Source organism: Streptomyces albidus (ex Kaewkla and Franco 2022), assembly GCF_013870515.1.
GTDB classification, from domain to species: domain Bacteria; phylum Actinomycetota; class Actinomycetes; order Streptomycetales; family Streptomycetaceae; genus Streptomyces; species Streptomyces albidus.
This window is the reverse complement of sequence record NZ_JACBXA010000116.1, coordinates 1-17,725: the sequence shown is the minus strand read 5'-3', so window position 1 is coordinate 17,725 and position 17,725 is coordinate 1. Positions and strand designations below refer to the sequence as shown.

The 17,725-nt window shown below is 69.5% G+C and carries 15 protein-coding genes and 2 pseudogenes; 6 read left to right on the top strand and 11 right to left on the bottom strand.

All coding sequences use genetic code 11. The features are described from left to right. From H5J26_RS17830 to H5J26_RS17820, 3 genes and pseudogenes are all read right to left on the bottom strand, one after another. Positions 1-760, bottom strand: a pseudogene (locus H5J26_RS17830) (hypothetical protein); the annotation flags it as partial. Positions 761-793: 33 nt separating this feature from the next. After that, the gene (locus tag H5J26_RS17825; protein WP_181766875.1) at positions 794-1,819 is read right to left on the bottom strand and encodes an SMI1/KNR4 family protein; all 1,026 of its coding nucleotides are present in this window, start codon (positions 1,817-1,819) and stop codon (positions 794-796) included. A 114-nt stretch (positions 1,820-1,933) separates the two neighbouring features. Beyond that, on the bottom strand, positions 1,934-2,674 hold the full coding sequence (locus H5J26_RS17820; protein ID WP_181766874.1) for a hypothetical protein: 741 nt from the start codon (positions 2,672-2,674) through the stop codon (positions 1,934-1,936). A 324-nt stretch (positions 2,675-2,998) separates the two neighbouring features. Here H5J26_RS17820 and H5J26_RS17815 point away from each other — a divergent pair, with 324 nt between their 5' ends. Together H5J26_RS17815 and H5J26_RS17810 are read left to right on the top strand one after the other, a co-directional pair. Then, positions 2,999-3,532: a YwqJ-related putative deaminase gene (locus H5J26_RS17815; RefSeq protein ID WP_181766873.1), complete on the top strand. Its 534-nt coding sequence runs from the start codon at positions 2,999-3,001 to the stop codon at positions 3,530-3,532. After that, on the top strand, positions 3,529-4,116 hold the full coding sequence (locus H5J26_RS17810) for an SUKH-3 domain-containing protein (protein WP_181766872.1): 588 nt from the start codon (positions 3,529-3,531) through the stop codon (positions 4,114-4,116). Before H5J26_RS17815 ends, H5J26_RS17810 begins: the two co-directional genes overlap by 4 nt. Here the strand turns inward: H5J26_RS17810 and H5J26_RS17800 are convergent. The 5 genes and pseudogenes from H5J26_RS17800 to H5J26_RS17780 form a co-directional block, all read right to left on the bottom strand. Further along, positions 4,076-5,696: pseudogene (locus H5J26_RS17800) on the bottom strand (FAD-dependent monooxygenase). The gene H5J26_RS17810 and the pseudogene H5J26_RS17800 overlap by 41 nt on opposite strands. A 280-nt stretch (positions 5,697-5,976) precedes the next feature. Beyond that, positions 5,977-6,834, bottom strand: a complete 858-nt coding sequence (locus H5J26_RS17795; RefSeq protein ID WP_181766870.1) for an amino acid ABC transporter permease — start codon at positions 6,832-6,834, stop codon at positions 5,977-5,979. After that, positions 6,831-7,478 carry an amino acid ABC transporter permease gene (locus tag H5J26_RS17790; RefSeq protein WP_181766869.1) on the bottom strand — a complete coding sequence of 216 codons (648 nt, stop codon included), beginning with the start codon at positions 7,476-7,478 and terminating at the stop codon, positions 6,831-6,833. The genes H5J26_RS17795 and H5J26_RS17790 overlap by 4 nt, the downstream gene beginning before the upstream one ends. 111 nt (positions 7,479-7,589) lie before the next feature. Continuing rightward, on the bottom strand, positions 7,590-8,513 hold the full coding sequence (locus tag H5J26_RS17785; protein ID WP_181766868.1) for a glutamate ABC transporter substrate-binding protein: 924 nt from the start codon (positions 8,511-8,513) through the stop codon (positions 7,590-7,592). Positions 8,514-8,665: 152 nt separating this feature from the next. After that, complete coding sequence (locus H5J26_RS17780; RefSeq protein ID WP_181766867.1) at positions 8,666-9,442, bottom strand: amino acid ABC transporter ATP-binding protein; 777 nt, start codon at positions 9,440-9,442, stop codon at positions 8,666-8,668. Positions 9,443-9,737: 295 nt separating this feature from the next. On the opposite strand from H5J26_RS17780, the gene H5J26_RS17775 reads away from it, so the two are divergent. Together H5J26_RS17775 and H5J26_RS17770 are read left to right on the top strand one after the other, a co-directional pair. Next, the gene (locus H5J26_RS17775; protein WP_181766866.1) at positions 9,738-10,484 is read left to right on the top strand and encodes a response regulator transcription factor; all 747 of its coding nucleotides are present in this window, start codon (positions 9,738-9,740) and stop codon (positions 10,482-10,484) included. Between the two features lie 25 nt (positions 10,485-10,509). Next, entirely contained in the window at positions 10,510-11,949 is a 1,440-nt protein-coding gene (locus tag H5J26_RS17770; protein WP_181766865.1) for a sensor histidine kinase, read from the top strand. A gap of 21 nt (positions 11,950-11,970) precedes the next feature. Here H5J26_RS17770 and H5J26_RS17765 read toward each other — a convergent pair whose 3' ends face one another. The 3 genes from H5J26_RS17765 to H5J26_RS17755 all read right to left on the bottom strand — a co-directional run bounded on the left by H5J26_RS17765 (position 11,971) and on the right by H5J26_RS17755 (position 16,147). Further along, entirely contained in the window at positions 11,971-15,018 is a 3,048-nt protein-coding gene (locus H5J26_RS17765; protein WP_181766864.1) for an alpha-mannosidase, read from the bottom strand. A gap of 83 nt (positions 15,019-15,101) precedes the next feature. Further along, positions 15,102-15,308: a DUF397 domain-containing protein gene (locus H5J26_RS17760; protein ID WP_181766863.1), complete on the bottom strand. Its 207-nt coding sequence runs from the start codon at positions 15,306-15,308 to the stop codon at positions 15,102-15,104. Next, a complete protein-coding gene (locus tag H5J26_RS17755) occupies positions 15,305-16,147 on the bottom strand; it encodes a helix-turn-helix domain-containing protein (protein ID WP_181766862.1) in 843 nt (280 codons plus the stop codon). The genes H5J26_RS17760 and H5J26_RS17755 overlap by 4 nt, the downstream gene beginning before the upstream one ends. A gap of 155 nt (positions 16,148-16,302) precedes the next feature. Between H5J26_RS17755 and H5J26_RS17750 the strand changes: the two genes are divergently transcribed. Together H5J26_RS17750 and H5J26_RS17745 are read left to right on the top strand one after the other, a co-directional pair. Continuing rightward, entirely contained in the window at positions 16,303-16,770 is a 468-nt protein-coding gene (locus H5J26_RS17750) for an ATP-binding protein (RefSeq protein WP_309237956.1), read from the top strand. Positions 16,771-16,919: 149 nt separating this feature from the next. After that, positions 16,920-17,690 carry an NPP1 family protein gene (locus tag H5J26_RS17745; RefSeq protein ID WP_309237955.1) on the top strand — a complete coding sequence of 257 codons (771 nt, stop codon included), beginning with the start codon at positions 16,920-16,922 and terminating at the stop codon, positions 17,688-17,690. The last annotated feature ends 35 nt before the right edge of the window (positions 17,691-17,725 follow it).

Sequence of the window (17,725 nt, the reverse complement as noted above, 5' to 3'; positions counted from 1 at the left end):
CCACACCGCGGGCGCCGCCCTGTGAAGGGTCGGCCAGCATCGTCGCCGCGTGATGCACACCGCCACCGGAACCGGGGCCCTGCACTCCACCCGCGCCCGGGCCCGGATCGGCGGGTTCGTCCACAGCCGGGGAGACCGCGGTCGACGGCAGAGCGCCGCCGCTCTCCGGCATCAGCTCCGTCCTCGCCTCCGCACGTGCGTCGTCGTCGCTGCCGGACAGCGGAGGCGCGAACACCGTCGCGGGCGGCGACTGGACCTCACCGCCACCCGAACTGCTGGTGTCCGCCGCGTCCCACGGGCTCGGCGCGCCGGACGCCGAGGCGGCGGACGGCGCGGACGCCACCGGAGCCGGAGCAGAACCCGCCCCGGAACGCCGGCGGTCCGGAATGCCGATCTGGTCGGCGGCCTGCTGCAGCCACTCCGGCGGCGTCAGCAGGAACGACGTCGCCTCGAGATCCAGCCGCTGCGGCGCGGCACCACCCGAAGGGGAAGGCTGCGCCGGCACGTTGCCGTACTCCTCCTCGTAGCGGCGGATCACCTCACCCACCGGCAGCCCCGGCCACAGCGTCGTGTCACCGCTGTCCCGCGCGATGACCAGGCGCGAGCGCCCGCCGTCACCCTCGGACCCGGAACGGGACTCCGCCCACGCCACGAACCCCAGGTCGAACTCGCGGACCCGCACCTCGCGTTGGTGGTAGCCCGGCACGTCGCCGTTGACCCATCGCTCTGCGCGTTCCTGAGCCTGCGCGAAGGTCACCATCGCGACCTCACCCCCTCACCACTCGAGTCACCCTCAGAACTGGACGGCGCGCGCGAAGCCGCCGTCCACCATCAGGTTCGCCACGGTCTCCAGCTCCGGCGGATTGCCCGCGAGCCGCAGCAGGAATTCGTCGAAGTCGGCGCCGCAGGGCCGCAGCAGCTGCCCGACCCGCTCCGAGACGTCCAGCCCGTCCCGGTCCCGCGCGTCGTCGAACGCGCAGAACCACACCGAACCGACCCCGTCACCCTTCACCTTCACCGCCAGCAGACCGCCCTGCACGAAGGCCACACCGAGGAAGTCCTTGGTGAAGTGGTCACGCAGGCACTTGTTGACGTAGACGAGATCGTTGACCGCCGCGTCCTCACGAACCGTGAAGAACGGCTGATCCACCAGCAGCCCCAACTCCGCGTCGAGAGCCACACCACGCGGCGCGCAGCCGCCCGCCGCCTTCAGGAACACCCGGTACGGCTCCGGCAGCCGGTAACCCAGCCGCTCCTCGACATCGAGCACCTGCGGCTCGCTCACGGCGATTCCGTGCGGCGCCTCGAAATGCACCGGCCGCGTGTCCTGCAACGGCCTCGTACCGCTCTTGGCGTGATCCACCGCAGCCGTCGACAGGCCGGCGTGATGCCGCAGCAGCGCCTTGACCTCGACCGGCACCAGCTCCATCCGGCGCCCGTACGCGACGTGGTGCCAGGTCCAGCCGTGCGGAGTGGCCACCGGCGACAGATCCGCCCACAGCTCGTGGCCCGAAGCATGCAGCGCGGCATTCGCGGAGACGTAGTCCGTCAACCGCAGCTCGTCACCGCCGAATCCCTCCGGCGGCTCGGCGATCTCGGCCGCCGCGCGCGCGTACGGAGAGAAGTCCGGCAGCCCGTTCTCATCGACCCGCACCCCCGCGGGATGACGGGCCGCTCGCACCGGATCGGGGAAGTTCACAACCTGCCCGGCGTAGGCCCGGTTCGGTGGCGCGGCGTTCCCCGCGCCCGGGGAGCCGGAACCAGGTCCCCCCAGCGGAGCTTGGGGGCGCGTTCCTGCCCCGAGCCGACCTGTCGTCATGGCGGTTGCCCCCTGCTGCACATCTGGCTGACTGGGACAGCCTAAGCGGTAGCCCCGCAGCGGGGCACAGGCCCCGAGGCGCGGAGGCTGCCGACCCGGCCGGCCAGGCAAAGGTCAGTTCTTCGCCGCGGCCTTCAGCTTCTCGTGCTGCTTCTCCACGAGCGCCTTCTCCACCGGCTGAGGCTTCCCCGTCAGCGAAACCGACATGAACGACGACGTGCTGCCGCCTGTCCGCACGATCGTGAACACTGTCGGGCTGTCCTGCTGCTTCGCGTCCCTCATCGTGAACTGCACCGAGTCGTCACCGACGCCCGCACCCTCACGGGGCGAGACGCGCAGCCGGGTCTTCTCACCCGGACCGACCTTCCCGGTGAACGAATCGCAGACCTTCAGAGCCTTCTTCAACTCCCCCAGCCACTCGGCCGCCTCGCCCTCCTCGTACGCGGACAACAGCACCTGCTGAAGCGCGGCACCCCTGCCCAGAGCCCCCTTCAGCAGCACCCCGCTCGTGTACGCGGTACGGGCGTGCTCCGGCTCGGAATCAATCGCGTCGGTGATCGCGGAACACCGCGGATCATCCGAGTCCAGGGCGTTCTGCGGCGGCAGCGCGTCCTCCTTGTTGCGCTGCGTCCGATACCCCTTCACGTCACCGGACTTCAGCAGGGCCGACTTCAACTGCTTCTCGTTCAGCGACGCATCGGACCCCTCGCCACCGCCGGAGTCCTCACCCGAGCCGCCCGAACTCTGCTGCCCCTGGCCGTCCTTGCCCTTCCCGCCGCCACCGTCACCACCACCGTCACCACCGCCACTGCACGACACCAGCGACACCGCCAGCACCGGCACCGCAACAGCCACCCCCAGCACACGCCGCACACGCAGACCGAGGCGACTACCCCTGCGACCACACGTGCGACTGTGGCGGTGACGATCACTCGGAAAGCCAAGGGAGGTGCTGCCCATCACGGAACTCCTGCCTCGAAGAAACGACGTACGGCAGATGCTGGCCCCCACCGCCCCGGCCCACCACCCCTGTTCCACATCACTTCAGAAACCCTCACACCCCTGTGACAGGCCGGGAGGGATGATCGACTCGGCGCCCACACTGCATACTTGGCGCGACACACAGGCGACACACACGGCACATGCGGCAGAAAGGGCCGTGCGGGGAGGAAACACCACATGAACACCGCACCAGCACAATCCACTCCCCCCACACACGCCGACCCCCGCGTCGGCTGGAACGACACACACGACGACACACCCCCGCTCCGCCAGCGCCGCGACGGCATCCTGCCCGCCGTCGCCGCCGCCCTGTCCGTACGCGGCAGCACCCTGACCTCCACCGGCAACAAGGGCGACCAGCCACCCGCCCCGCACCCCCTCGTCCAGGACTTCCTCGACACCCTCACCACCGCACACCGCTCACGCCACACCGGACGCTGCGCCGAAACCGTCCTGCTCTCCCGCTTCCTCACCACGACCGAAGCCGCCCGCACGGCCAAACGCAGCGGACGCAAGCCCCGCGCACTCACCCACAGCGAAGCCCGGCGCGCCTTCAAGCACGCCAAAATCACCGCACGCCACATCCGCGAGGACGGCGACCCCCTGCACGGCGCCTACGCACCCCCCTGCGGCTCCTGCGCCGCGCTCCTCGCCCACTTCGGCGTACGCCCCGTCGACCCCTCGCACGCCGGCGAAGAGGCACACCGGTGAGCGGACCCCACCGGAACACCTCCTCCACCCGCTTCCCCGTCGCCGTCGACGACGCGCTGCGCGCCGCCGGATGGCAGCCGGGCCGCTGGGACATGCACCAGGCCGAACAGTGGGCCGACACCCTCCGCGGCCACATCACACCCGCCGGCCACCGGCACACCGTCCTCGCGTCAGCCGTCGAGGTGTGGGCCGAATTCGGCAACCTGCCCATCGCCCCCACCGGACCGGGACGCCACATCGCACCCACCCGCCTGCGCATCGACCCCCTGCACGCCCTCCACGCCGCCCGCACGCTCGCCGACCTCGGCCGCGCACTCGGCACCGGGATCTGCCCCCTCGGCACGGACGGCACCGACGCCGCGCTCCTCGCGATCGACACCGACGGACGCGTCTACAGCCTCGACCACACCGGCGACTGGTACCTCGGACGCGACTTCGACGCCGCACTCGGCACGCTGCTCACCGGCACCCGCCCCGAAAGGCTCACCCGGCCCGCACCGCCGGGCACGACCGGAACCGCGGACACCGCCGGACCGGCAGGCGCTAGCGGATTGCTCCCCGGCCCCGCCGCTCCGCGGGAATGACAGCGGAGACCCGGAAACCCCCCACGTCCGTCGGCCCGGAGACGAACCCGCCGCCCAGCGCCGCCACCCGCTCCTTCATCCCCACCAGGCCGTTCCCCCCGCTGGGCAGCCCCGCAGCCGCCGCACCCTCACCGTCCACGGGCCGCTCGTTCTCCACCTGCACCGCGATCTCCCCCTCGCGATGCGCCAGCCGCACCCTCGTACGGGCACCCGGCGCATGCTTGTGCACATTCGTCAGCGCCTCCTGCACCACGCGGAACGCCGTCTGCTCCACACCCGCGCCGTAACCACGCGACGCGCCGTCCACCGAGAAGTCCACCGACATGCCCGCCTCACGGGACTGGCCCACCAGAGCGTCGAGCTCCGCCAGCGACGGCCCCTCTGCCGCACCCGGCTCGTCCGCCGCTTCCGCACCCGGCCCCTTGCCGTCGGCCCGCCGGCCGGACCCGCCCCTACCCGAAGGGGACGCCGGCGACTGCGCAGGCACCGACGGCGCCGCGCCGCTCCGTCTCGTAGCTGTCCAGCAGGGCCTCCAGAGCGTCGCGGTCGACCCGCGGCCCCCGTATGCCGCCCACGTCGTGCCATGCCATGGCCAGCTTCCACGCGAGGTTGGCGGCGTCCCGCAGCCCCTCGTCCACCGACTGCACCCCCAGTGCGCCGACCAGATGGGCTGCGTCCCCGGCGAGGAAGGACCGTCCCACGCGCCAGCGCCGGGCGAGCCGCTGGTGCGCGGTGTGCACTCCGGTGTCGAGGAGTTCGTACGGGCCGGGCTCCGCAGTACCGGAGTTGCGCCCGCTGCCTCCGGACCACTGGGCCAGGGTGGTGTGTACGCGGTCCAACAGCGCTTCAGGGGTGACGAGTTCGCCGCGCGGCGGCAGCAGCCAGTCCAGCCGCCACACCCCGTCGGGGAGTGGCCGGGCAGTGACCTCCCGGTGCTTGCCGCCCAGGTCGCGGTCCAGCAACGCCTCGGATTCCCAGGGGAGTTGCGTGCGAAGCGCGGCGACGGCGTGCCGCTCGACAGCGGTACGTCCTGTGAAGGGCACGCCGAGCAGTTTCCGTACGGTCGAGCGGGCACCGTCGCAACCCACGAGATAGCTGCCGCGCCACCAGGTGCCGCCTCCGCGCCCGGCCACGCCGCTGCTCGAACCGCGGGGGCGGGTGTGCGCGGTGACGCCGGCGGCGTCCTGCTCGATGATGTCCAGATGGCTGCCGGTGACGACCCGGGCCAGCTTCTCCCGTGCCAGCGCGGCACGCAGACCGCGCTCCAGGGCGTGCTGTTCGAGGTGGACGGGGGAGGTCTCCTCGGTCAACTCGACTTCCTGGACGAGCTGTTGACGTCGCCGAGTGCGCCAGCGCGTCCAGCTCGTGGCGGGGATGCCGCCCTCGGAACCGTCCGCGGGAGCAGCCGGAAGCCAGGCCGCCGTGTCGGGCCGGAGCACGCAACTGCGGGCGGCTCGCGCCGTCACCCGGCCGTCGCCGCCGTCGAGCACCAGCGAGGGGACACCGAACCTGGCGAGCGCCAGTGACAGCGCGAGGCCGGTCGGCCCCGCGCCGACGACGATGACTTCGGATTCGGTCACGCGCGTGTCTCCGCGCGGTGCCGGGCAGCACGAAAGGCCCTGGCCGCACAAGCGGTTGACGAGGGGAGAGGTGGAACAAGCGGAGCCCTGTGCGCGATCACGCTATGTATGCAACCCAGTGCCACGTCACGCGTCAAGCTGCGCGGGCTCCACACGGGCGGTGGCCCGGACTTGTCATGATCTGTCCGGGCCACCGCTTCAGTTGTCTCAGCGTGCCGCCGAGCGGCCGTTCACGCAGCCGCCGAGCGGCCGTTCCCGCCTGCCGCCGAGCGGCGTGCGGTCACGCTCCGGCGCCCATGTCGGGCGTCACGGGGGCCGCTTCGGCGACCTTGATGCCGGTCTTGGCCCGACGGCCGCGCCGCTCGATCCAGTTGGCGAGCCCGGACAGCGCGAGGCACATCGCGACGTAGATGGCACCGAAGACCAGGACGACCGGAACGTAGGGGTTCTCACCGTCGACGAGGATGGTGCTGGCCATCTGGCGCCCCGCGTACAGCAGTTCCTCGTAGGTGATGACGAAGCCCAGCGAGGTGTCCTTGAGCGTGACCACGAGCTGGCTGATGATCGTCGGCATCATGGACCGCACGGCTTGCGGGATCAGCACCGTCGTCATCACCTGGGTCTTGTTCATGCCCAGGGCGTACGCCGCCTCGCTCTGTCCCTTGGGGACGGCGAGGATGCCCGCACGCAGCACCTCTGCCTGCACGGCACCGTTGTAGAGCGTGAGTCCGATGACCACCGCCCACAGCGGCTCGCTCGTGAAGAAGCCGACCCACAGCACGTAGATGGTGATCAGCAGCGGCACCGCACGGAAGAGCTCGATGACGCTGGTCGCCACCCAGCTGACGGCCCTGTGCTCGGACAGCCGCGCCACAGCGAGCAGCGCCGCCAGCAGCAGCGAGAGCACTCCGGCCATCGCGAACGCCGTCAGGGTGCTGACGAGGCCGTTGACGATGGAGTTGCGCACGCCCGCGTAGTTGAAGATGTCCCACATCGCGCCGTCCAACTGGCCCTTGGCGGCCAGCCGGTAGATCACGAAGGCGACGAGGGCGACCAGGGCGGCGGAGCCGATGACGGCGTAGATCCGGTTGCGCAGGCGGGCCTTGGGGCCCGGAGTGTCGAAGAGGACGGAGCTCATCGGGCGACCTCCAGTCGACGCTCGAGCAGCCGGAACAGGCCGCTGATCAGAAAGACGAGGACGAGGTAGGCCAGGGCCACCCAGATGAAGATGACCATGACGTTGAAGCCCTTGTCGCTCAGCACCTTCTGGACGCTGAAGAGCTCGGGGTTGTTGAAGGCGCCGGCGATGGCGGAGTTCTTCGTCAGGGCGATGATGATGCTGCTCAACGGCGGCAGCACCGTCCGCGTCGCCTGCGGCAGTACGACCATCCGGAGCGTCTGCACGAAGGTCATGCCGAGGCTTCGGGCCGCCTCCGCCTGCCCCAGCGGCACGGTGCTGATGCCCGACCTCACCGCTTCACAGACGAACGAGGAGGTGTAGAAGCCGAGCGCCAGCACGCCCAGCACGTACGAGCTGATGCCGGGGAAGACGATCTGCGGCAGGACGAAGAAGGCAACCAGGAACAGCAGAGTGAGCGGTGTGTTGCGCAGGAGCGTCACCCACAGGGTGCCGAACGCACGCAGGGGCGGCACGGGCGAGACCCGGAAGCCGGCTATGAGCACGCCGAGCACCAGCGCGAGCAGAGCGCTGGCAGCGGTCAGCGAGACCGTTCCGATGAATCCGTCGCGGAACAGGTCCAGGTGGTCGAGCAGAACATTCATAGGGTCTCCGCAGGGCGGTCAGGGAATGCCGCGTCCCGTACGCCCGCCCGCGTGGGCGGGCGTACGGGACGCGGTTGGCGCTGGTCGCCGGTCAGGCGTACCGGCGCGAGGTCAGTCGCGCTCGAGGGCCGGCGGCTCGGTGAACTTCGAGCCGGAGCGGCCCAGCGTCGCGTCGTAGGCCTTCTTGTAGCTGCCGTCCTTCTGGTGTGCCTCGACGGCGTCCAGCACGGCCGTCTGCAGCGCCTTGTCGCCCTTCTTCAGGCCGATGCCGTACGGCTCCTCGCTGAAGGTCTTGCCGATGACCTTGAGCTTGGTCGGACGCTCGGCCGCGTAGCCCTTGAGGATGGCGTCGTCGGTGGTCATGGCGTCGACCTGGCCGTCGAGCAGCTGCTTGACGCACTCGGTGTACTTGCCGAACTCGACCGTCTCGGCGCCGTACTTGTCCTTGTTGTCCTTCAGGTTCTGCAGCGGGGTCGAGCCGACGATCGAGCAGACCTTCTTGCCCTTGAGGCTGTCCGGGCCCTTGATCGACTTCTCGTCCTTACGCACCAGCAGGTCCTGGCCGGCCATGTAGTACGGGCCCGCGAAGCTGACCTGCTTCTTGCGCTCGTCGTTGATCGTGTACGTGCCGACCATCAGGTCGACCTGACCCTTGGAGATCGCGGTCTCCCGGATCGAGGAGTCGATCGTCTTGAACTGGATGTCCTTCTTCGGGTCGAAGCCGAGGTCGGCCGCGACCATCTTGGCGACCTCGATGTCGAAGCCCTCGTACTCCTTGGTGGACGGGTCCTGGAACCCGAGGTAGGGCTGGTCAGACTTGGCGCCGATGATCAACTTGCCGCGCTTCTGGGCCTTCTTGAGCACCGCGGAGTCGACCTTGACGTCCTTGGCGACCTTGTAGGCCGGCAGGGACTTCTTGTCCGTGTCACCGCCCGGTTTGTCACCGGCGGTGCCTTCCTTGCCGCCGCATGCGGTGACGGAAAGGGCGAGAGAGAGGACCACGGCCGCCGAGGCGGCGGTCTTGACGATCTTCATGATGAACATCCCTTGCTCGGTGTTTCTGCGGGGGCGACGATCGGCGTCCGGCTGCCGGTGGGGTGGCAGCCGGGCGGACCGTTGCGCCGGGTCGGCGGTCTTGGCGGTGGACTGGCTCCCGGAGCGATCCGGAGCTCCGCCGTGCGGAGACGTCAGTGGTGAAGGATCTTCGCGAGGAAGTCCTTCGCCCGGTCGCTGCTGGGGTTGTTGAAGAACTGCTCCGGTGTCGCCTCCTCGACGATCCGGCCGTCCGCCATGAAGACGACGCGGTTCGCCGCCGAACGTGCGAAGCCCATCTCGTGCGTGACGACGACCATCGTCATGCCCTCGTCCGCGAGCTGCTTCATCACCTCGAGGACCTCGTTGATCATCTCGGGGTCGAGCGCGGAGGTGGGCTCGTCGAAGAGCATCACCTTGGGGTCCATCGCGAGCGCGCGGGCGATGGCCACACGCTGCTGCTGGCCACCCGAAAGCTGTGCCGGGTACTTGTCGGCCTGGTTGCCCACTCCCACGCGGTCGAGCAGGGCGCGCGCCTTCTTCTCGGCGGCCTGCTTCTCGGTGCGCCGGACCTTGGTCTGCCCGAGCATCACGTTCTCCAGCACCGTCTTGTGTGCGAAGAGATTGAACGCCTGGAAGACCATGCCCACGTCGGCGCGCAGCTTGGCCAGGGGCTTGCCCTCCTGGGGCAGCGGCTTGCCGTCGATGGCGATGCTGCCGGAGTCGACCGTCTCCAGACGGTTGATGGTGCGGCACAGCGTGGACTTGCCGGACCCCGAGGGTCCGATGACGACGACGACCTCCCCGCGCGTGATGGTCAGGTCGATGTCCTGGAGCACATGCAGCGCGCCGAAATGCTTGTTGACGTTGTCCAGTACGACCAGGTCGTCCGCGGCCGGCGCGGCGTCCTCGGTCACCGATACTTCGCTCATCGGCGTGTAGCTCCGTCCTCGTCGGTTGCGAGGACACTAATGAGCCATCACCACCAGCGTCATTACATCTGAGGGGAAATTGAGCATAACGATCGCGTCGCGAACCGGCACACTGTACGAAGGGCGTACGAGCGTGCACAGACGGCGCGTGGTTGCTCACTGTGCCGTACCGGCTGCATAACGGAAACCCCTGTTCGCCGAACAGCGACTTGACTCACCTGCGGTGATACGGGTTGATGCAGTGCCGGAGCATGCTCGCTGCATGATCGGCCCGAGTATCCGGAGGGAGGTCCGAGTGAGGCTGCTGCTCGTCGAGGACGACAATCACGTCGCCGCGGCGCTGTCCGCCGTGCTCGGACGGCACGGCTTCGACGTGGTGCACGCCCGCAGCGGCGAAGAGGCCCTCCGGGAACTGCTGCCCACCGAGGACGCGGCGCCATTCGGCGTGGTCCTCCTGGATCTCGGCCTGCCCGATCAGGACGGCTTCGAAGTGTGCGGCCGCATCCGCAAGATCAGCTCCACCCCTGTGATCATGGTCACGGCGCGCGGCGGCGTACGGTCCCGGATCCACGGGCTCAACCTCGGCGCGGACGACTACGTGGTGAAGCCCTACGACACCGGTGAACTGCTCGCCCGCATCCACGCCGTCAGCCGCCGTGCCGCACCGGACGAGAGCGCCGACGCCTCCAGCGACGAGACGGGGCTCCCCGGTTCCCCCAATTCCAAGGGCTCCGCGAGCAGTACGCTGCGCCTGGGCCCGGTCGTCATCGAGCTGCCCACCCGCCAGGTGTCCGTCGACGGCGTCGCCGTCGCACTCACCCGCAAGGAGTTCGAGGTGTTGGCGCTGCTCGCACAGCGGCCCGGAGTCGTCTTCCGCCGGGAGCAGATCATCAGCGAGGTCTGGCGGACCAGCTGGGAGGGGACCGGCCGGACCTTGGAGGTCCACATCGCCTCCCTGCGCTCCAAACTTCAGCTGCCCGCACTGATCGAAACGGTGCGCGGCGTCGGCTACCGACTCGCCGCCCCGGCGCAGACGGTCTAGACGCAGGGACACGGCCGGATCCGAGATGCACGCCCGCCTCCTTCCGCTGCTGATCGTCCTGCTCGCCGGGGTGCTGCTCGCGTTGGGCTTCCCACTCGCCGCGAGCCAGGCTGCCGCGGAGCAGCAGCGGGTCGTCGTCGACCGCATCGACGACACCGCACGCTTCGCCGCACTCGCGCAGTTCGTCGCCACCGAGAGCGACGAGGACGAGCGCCGCGAGATCCTCCAGGACGAGCTGGAGCGCTACCACTCCCTGTACGGCATCGAGGTCGGCGTCTTCCTCCGCGACGGCCGCGCCATGGGCGTCGCGCCCGGCGGCTGGGAGGTGCCCCAGGAGGGCCCGGGGGCGGACGCCTTCGCCGAGGCGCTCGCCGGTCGCCGCAGCCACGATCCGGAACAGGTCTGGCCCTGGCAGGAAGGCCGCATCGCCGTCGCCTCCCCCGTCATCCGCGACGGCGACGTGGCGGCCGTCGTCCTCACCGATTCACCGACGGGGCACCTGCGGTCACGCATCCTGCAGGACTGGCTTCCGATCATCGCGGGTGAGGCCGCCGCGATGCTTCTCGCCCTCGGCCTCGCCCTGCGTCTGACGGGTTGGGTGCTCCGTCCCGTACGGACGCTGGACCGGGCCGCTCACGAGATCGCCCTCGGCAAGTTCAAGTCCCGGGTCGCCGCCTCCGGCGGTCCGCCGGAGCTGCGGCGGCTGGCCCGCTCGTTCAACGAGATGGCCGACAACGTCGAGGACGTACTGGAGCAGCAGCGCGCCTTCGTGGCCGACGCCTCGCACCAGCTGCGCAACCCGCTGTCCGCGCTGCTGCTGCGCATCGAACTGCTCGGCCTCGAACTGCCCGGCCAGCACGAGGAGTTCTCGTCCGTGCAGGCCGAAGGCAAGCGGCTCGCCCGGGTGCTGGACGACCTGCTCGACCTGGCGCTGGCCGAGCACGAACCGGCGGACCTTCAGCTCACGGACGTCGCGGAACTCGCGGCCGAGCGCCTGGACGCCTGGCGTCCGGTCGCCGAACGCAAGGGCGTGGAGCTGGAGTCGGAGGGGCAGTCGGCCGCCACGGGATGGGGCGACCCGGTGGCACTGTCCAGCGCGCTGGACGCCGTGGTCGACAACGCCATCAAGTTCACGCCGGAAGGCGGGCACGTCACCGTACGGGTGGCCTCCGAGGGGCGTCAGGTGAAGCTGGAGGTCGCGGACGGCGGTCCCGGGCTGACCGACGTGGAACTGGAGCGCATCGGCGACCGCTTCTGGCGCAGCAACCGGCACCAGAACATCTCCGGCTCGGGGCTCGGCCTTTCCATCACCAGGGCCCTGCTCGCTGCCGGCGGGGCGAGCATCTCCTACGCCGGCAACGAACCACGGGGGCTGCGCGTCGTGATCACGGTGCCGCGCAGCAAGCCGACCCCGGAGGACGAGCCGAAGACCCCGTCGCACCCGCGGAAGTCCCCGGACGCGTGACGCGCGCCCGGGGACTCCGGGTCACGTCTGTGCCGAGCCCCTGCCCAGCCGGAGGGTCAGGATCTGGAACGGACGCAGCGACACCTCGACCGAACCGTCCTCGCTCAGCTGCCGTGCCGGTGCGTCGGCGAGCGGCCGCTCCAGCAGGTCCGTCTCCGTCACCGAGGTGACCGGAGTGCCGGTCGAGAGCACCGCGTGCGCGCGGCCGCCGTGCGACTCGTACAGCCGCACCACAAGGTCGCCGCTGCCGTCCTCCGCCAGCTTCAGGGCCTCCACCACGACCTGGTCGTTGTCCAGGCCGACCAGGGGGGCGACGGCACTGCCGCTGCCCCGCACGGTGCGCTCGGGCAGGTTGATCCAGTGGCCCTCCCGTACCGCGTCGCCGACCGTCGCACCCGGTGCGAGCGCGAAGCGCAGCGTGTGCGTCCCCTGGTCGGTCTCCGGGTCCGGGTAGCGCGGAGCGCGCAGCAGGGACAGCCGCACCGTCGTGGTCTGCCCGCCGTCCTCGCGGACCTCACGGGAGACGTCGTGGCCGTACGTCGAGTCGTTGACGACCGCCGCGCCCCAGCCGGGCTCCTCCACGTGGAGCCAGCGGTGAGCGCAGATCTCGAACTTGGCTGTCTCCCATGAGGTGTTGGTGTGCGTCGGACGGAAGACGTGCCCGAACTGCGTCTCGCCCGCCGACCGGTCCGCCTTCACATCCAGCGGGAAGGCCACCTTCAGGAACTTCTCGCTCTCGTGCCAGTCCACCTCGGTCTCGACGTCGAGCACCTTCGAGCCCGCGCGCAGCGTGAGCAGCTGCACCACGGTGGAGCCTCCGAAGGAACGCGCGACCCGGACCGTGGCCCGGTCCTCGCCCGACTCGGTCACGGCCAGCTCGTCGACGCCCGTGAGGTCCGTGACGTTGTGGCGGTAGAAGCCGTCGACGTCCCAGGCGTCCCAGTGGTTGGGGAGGTCGGGGTGCACCTGGAGCAGGTTGGCCGCCTTGCCGGGTGCCACGCTCTCCCGGTGCGCGTCCTTGTCGTACGCGGACACCACGAGGCCCCGGCCGTCCACCTCGATGCGCAGCAGCCCGTTGGCCAGCACCCAGCCGCCTCCAGGCCGGTCCTCGACCGAGACGGGCGTACCGCCCGAGAGCTCCCGCGCGGGCTCGGCTCCGCCCGCGGCGACTCCGTCCCGCGCGTGCGGTGCGGCGTTGAAGACGACGGGGACATCGCCCTCCCCGGCGAGCGCGGCCTGCGCGCCCGTGATGATCCCTTCGAGCTCCGCCCGTACACGTGCGTACGTCTCGCGTGCCTCACGGTGCACCCAGGCGATCGACGATCCCGGCAGGATGTCGTGGAACTGGTGCAGCAGCACCGTCTTCCACAACTCGTCCAACTGCTCGTACGGGTACGGGTGCCCCGCGCGCACGGCGGCGGTGGCGGCCCACAACTCGGCCTCGCGCAGCAGGGACTCGCTGTGCCGGTTGCCCTGCTTGGTCTTCGCCTGCGAGGTGTACGTGCCGCGGTGCAGCTCCAGATACAGCTCTCCCGCCCAGACGGGCGCCGCATCCCCGTACTCCTCCTGGGCCTTGGAGAAGAACGCGGAAGGCTTCTCGATCGTCACGCGAGGCGAACCCTCGAGGTCCTGGAGGCGCTCCGCCCGCGCGAGCATCTCCCGTGTCGAACCGCCGCCTCCGTCGCCCCAGCCGAAGGGCGCCAGGGAGCGGGAGGCGACACCCTTCTCCTGGTAGTTGCGTGCGGCGTGCGCCATCTCGGCGCCGCCCAGGTCGGAGTTGTAGGTGTCGACCGGAGGGAAGTGCGTGAAGACGCGGGTGCCGTCGATGCCCTCCCACCAGAAGGAGTGGTGTGGGAACTTGTTGGTCTCGCTCCAGGAGATCTTCTGCGTCAGGAACCACTTCGCCCCTGCCAGCTTCACGATCTGCGGCATCGCCGCCGTGTAACCGAAGGAGTCCGGCAGCCACACCTCCCTGGTCTCCACGCCGAACTCGTCCAGGAAGAAGCGCTTTCCGTGGACGAACTGCCGCACCATGGCCTCGCCGCCGACCATGTTCGTGTCGGACTCGACCCACATGCCGCCCACCGGCACGAACTGGCCGTCCGCGACCTTCTCCTTCACCTTCGCGTAGACCTCGGGCCGGTGCTCCTTGATCCAGGCGAGCTGCTGGGCGGAGGACATGGCGAAGATGAACTCGGGGTGGTCGTCCATGAGGTTGACCATGTTCGACGCGGTACGGGCGACCTTCCGCACCGTCTCGCGCACCGGCCACAGCCATGCCGAGTCGATGTGCGCGTGGCCCACCGCGCTGATGTTGTGCGCGGACGCCCGTGCGGGAGACGACAGCACGCCGCTGAGCGCGGCACGGGCACGGGAGGCGCTGCCAACGATGTCATGAAGCTCGACGGCGTCGAGGGCATGCTCGATCGCCCGCAGCAGTTCCCAGCGCCGGGCGTCCTCCAACGGCAGCTCACGCATCAGCGACCCGGTCACCTCCAGGTCCTGCACCAGCTCCCACACCTCGTGCTCGAAGACGGCGAGATCCATCCGCCGGAGCCGGTAGAGCGGACGGTCGCTGGAGGTCAGCCTGTCGCCCTGGTACGTCGGCAGCTGGGGGGTGTTGACGATGGGGTTCGCAGCCGCCTCGACGAACAGCTCCACCTCTTCGCCGCCGGCGGCCGGCTCGGCGATACGCACCCAGTCGTTGCGCGGGTTGAGTGCCTTCACCGCCTCGCCGTCGGGCCGGTAGATCAGCCCCTCGCACTGGAAACCGGGCATGTTCCGGTCGAAGCCGAGGTCCAGCACCGCCTCGACGGTCCGGCCCTGCCACTCCTCCGGCACGCTCCCGGTCACCTTGAACCATGTCGTGCCCCACGCCGGGCCCCACCGCTCGCCGTTCTTCGAGGGCCGGTACGTCGCCGCGAGCCCCTCCGCGACGGGGACGGGCTCGCCCGGTGCGTCCCAGCGCTCGACGGTCAGCGGGACGGGGCTGCTGTATACGGCAGGTCTGATGCGCTCGGCCAGTACACGGCGCAGGCGGTCCTCAACGATGCGGCGGTCGTCGTGCATGGCGGCTGCTCCGATCTAAGGGTCCTCATTCCACCTGGTGAGGACCCTGCCATCATGCGCGCCGGGAAGATAGCGCTTGTGGTTCACACAGTGGTGGCGTATTGGAGGAAGTCCGTCCAGCTGCCGCGACTGACGGTGAGCTGCGGGCCTGCGGGGGCCTTGGAGTCCCGGACGTGGACGGAGGACGTCGCGGTGGCGACCTCGACGCACTCCCCGCCCGCGTTGTCGCTGTAGCTGCTCTTGATCCAGCACAGCGCAGCCTCGGAACCAACGATGTCATCGCGATTCATGCGTCTCCTAGCAAGTTCTCAACGAACTCCCGCGATTGGCGAGGAGTGAGAGCCTGGGCGCGAATCGTCCCAAAGCGAGCTTCGATAGTACGGACGTCAGTTCGCCCCGTGAACCACGTGCTGCGTTCCTGGCACTCGGAGTAGGCGACTTTGGGCCTATCGTGCAACTCCAGCAGCGTCAGTGAACCGACAAGGCCCGCGTGCTCTTCCACCTCGATGGGCATCACCTGGAATTCGACATTCCGGTTTCGAGCCGTCGTCAGTAGGTGCTCCAGTTGCCGGGACAGCACTGCTGCTCCACCCAGCGGTCGCCGAAGCACGGCTTCTTCCACTACGAATGTCATTGCTGGGGCAGGGATGCGCTCGAAGACCCGGTGACGAATCATCCGAGCGGCGACGTGCTGCTCGATGACGTCATCGGCGAGTGCTGGACGGCGCATCCGGTACAGAGCGTGGGCGTAGTCCTCGGTCTGCAACAACCCAGGTAGGACTTGATTGCTGTAGCTGTGGATCTCAAGGGCTTCTGCCTCCAGTTTGGGGAACTCGCGGAAGCGGGCCGGATATTGAGCCCGCTCGACGTCGTCCCGTACCGCCTCCAGCAGCCCGCCCGCGTCCAGCACCCGCTCCGCGCCCGCGATGAACTGGGGCTTCGGCGCCCGCCGTCCCCGTTCCACCGACGACACCAAGTCGACGCTGTATCCGATCCGTTCACCCAGTTCCGCCTGGGTCAGCCCCGCCCGTTCCCGCAGGACCTTGATCTGTCTGCCGATCGCCTTCAGCAGCGGATCGACGCTGTCGCACCCCTCGTTCCGCTGCGCTACGTGTTCGCCCTCGGTCATTCGCAGCCACCCCCTTCGTGCCCGTACTCAACGGCCCGTCAGCGGCTGCGTCACTGCTGACGCCTCGTACGGCGCCCGGATCGCACTCGTACAGAGGCCGCTGGTACCGGTCCGTCCCCTCGCACGATTATGGTCGGGCGACCACTCTCTGTGATGTGAAAACCGAGATCGCCCCGACTGAAATCGGGTCTCCCGTCCACGAGTTCGCCCAGCTCTTCAGCTCGACCCCGCGCGGGGCCCGCCTCGCCCGGCTGATGGGGACGCAGCAGCTCGCCGCCTGGGGCTGGCCCTACGACGACGAGTTCTCCCGTACCTGCTCCCTGCTCATCGGGGAGCTGGCCGCCAACGCCGCCACCCACGGCCGTGTCCCCGGGCGCAGCTTCCACCTCCGTCTGCTGACGGGGCCGGGGTTGTTGCTTCCCGCCACGCTCCGGGTGGAGGTCGCGGACGCACAGGGCGAGTTCGGGCCGGCGCTGCCTGGGTCCCCGGCTGCGGACAGCGAGTCGGGGCGTGGGCTGTTGCTCGTCGAGGCCCTCGCGACCCGGTGGGGTGTCGACCTCCGCAGGCCCTCGGGCAAGACTGTCTGGGCGGACCTGGATCTCGCCAACTCGATGACGCCGTAGGGGAGTTGTCCAAAGAGATGCAGGGCGAAGCGGGATTCGGAAAACTATCCACGTGGTGTATACACGCTATGTATAGTCCTCGCCATGCGACCGCAGAAGCGGTCGTCGACAGGGTTCTGGCCGCGCCAGGACCGGTGAGGAGGACGCAAGTGAAGCGCGCAAGCTTGAAGCTGTCGTTCGCAGCGATCGCCGGCAGTGCCGCCCTCGTCGTCGCATTCCCCGCATCGGCGTTCGCGGGTCCGCCGCAGGCATTGCCAGTGAACGCCTCGGAGCGGGAGAAGGCGTTCCAGCCCGCGTACGACTACGACAAGGACGGCTGCTACGCCACTCCGGCCATAGGCCCCGACGGAACACTCAACGAGGGCTTGAAGCTGGGCGGCGACACCAACGGCAACTGCCGTGACGAGTCCGACCTCGCGAACACCAACACCTACTCGCGCGAGAAGTGCAACAACGGCTGGTGCGCGATCATGTACGCCTCGTACTTCGAGAAGGACCAGGCCTCACTCGGCCCCGGCAGCGCCGGGCACACCCACGACTGGGAACACAACGTGGTGTGGGTGAAGGACAACAAGGCGGAGTACGTCTCGACTTCGAGGCACGGCGGATTCGACGTCCACAAGGCCTCCGACCTCCCCTTCGAGGACACCCACCCCAAGGTCGTCTATCACAAGGACGGAGGAAGCACGCACTGCTTCCGCGCTGCCAAGAACGACGGCGGCGACGAACCGCCAGAGAACCACAAGGGTGCGTGGCAGTACCCGGCTCTGGTCGGCTGGGAGGGTTATCCCGAGGGGCTCCGCGACAAGCTGGCCGGCGCCGACTTCGGTGACGCCACGCTCGGCATCAGGGACGACCAGTTCAACGAACACCTCAAGGACGCAAAGCCGGGGGACATCCCGTTCGACCCCGCTGCCTGACCGGGCGTGACCGCGGACCGGCCCGGAGCGGAGCC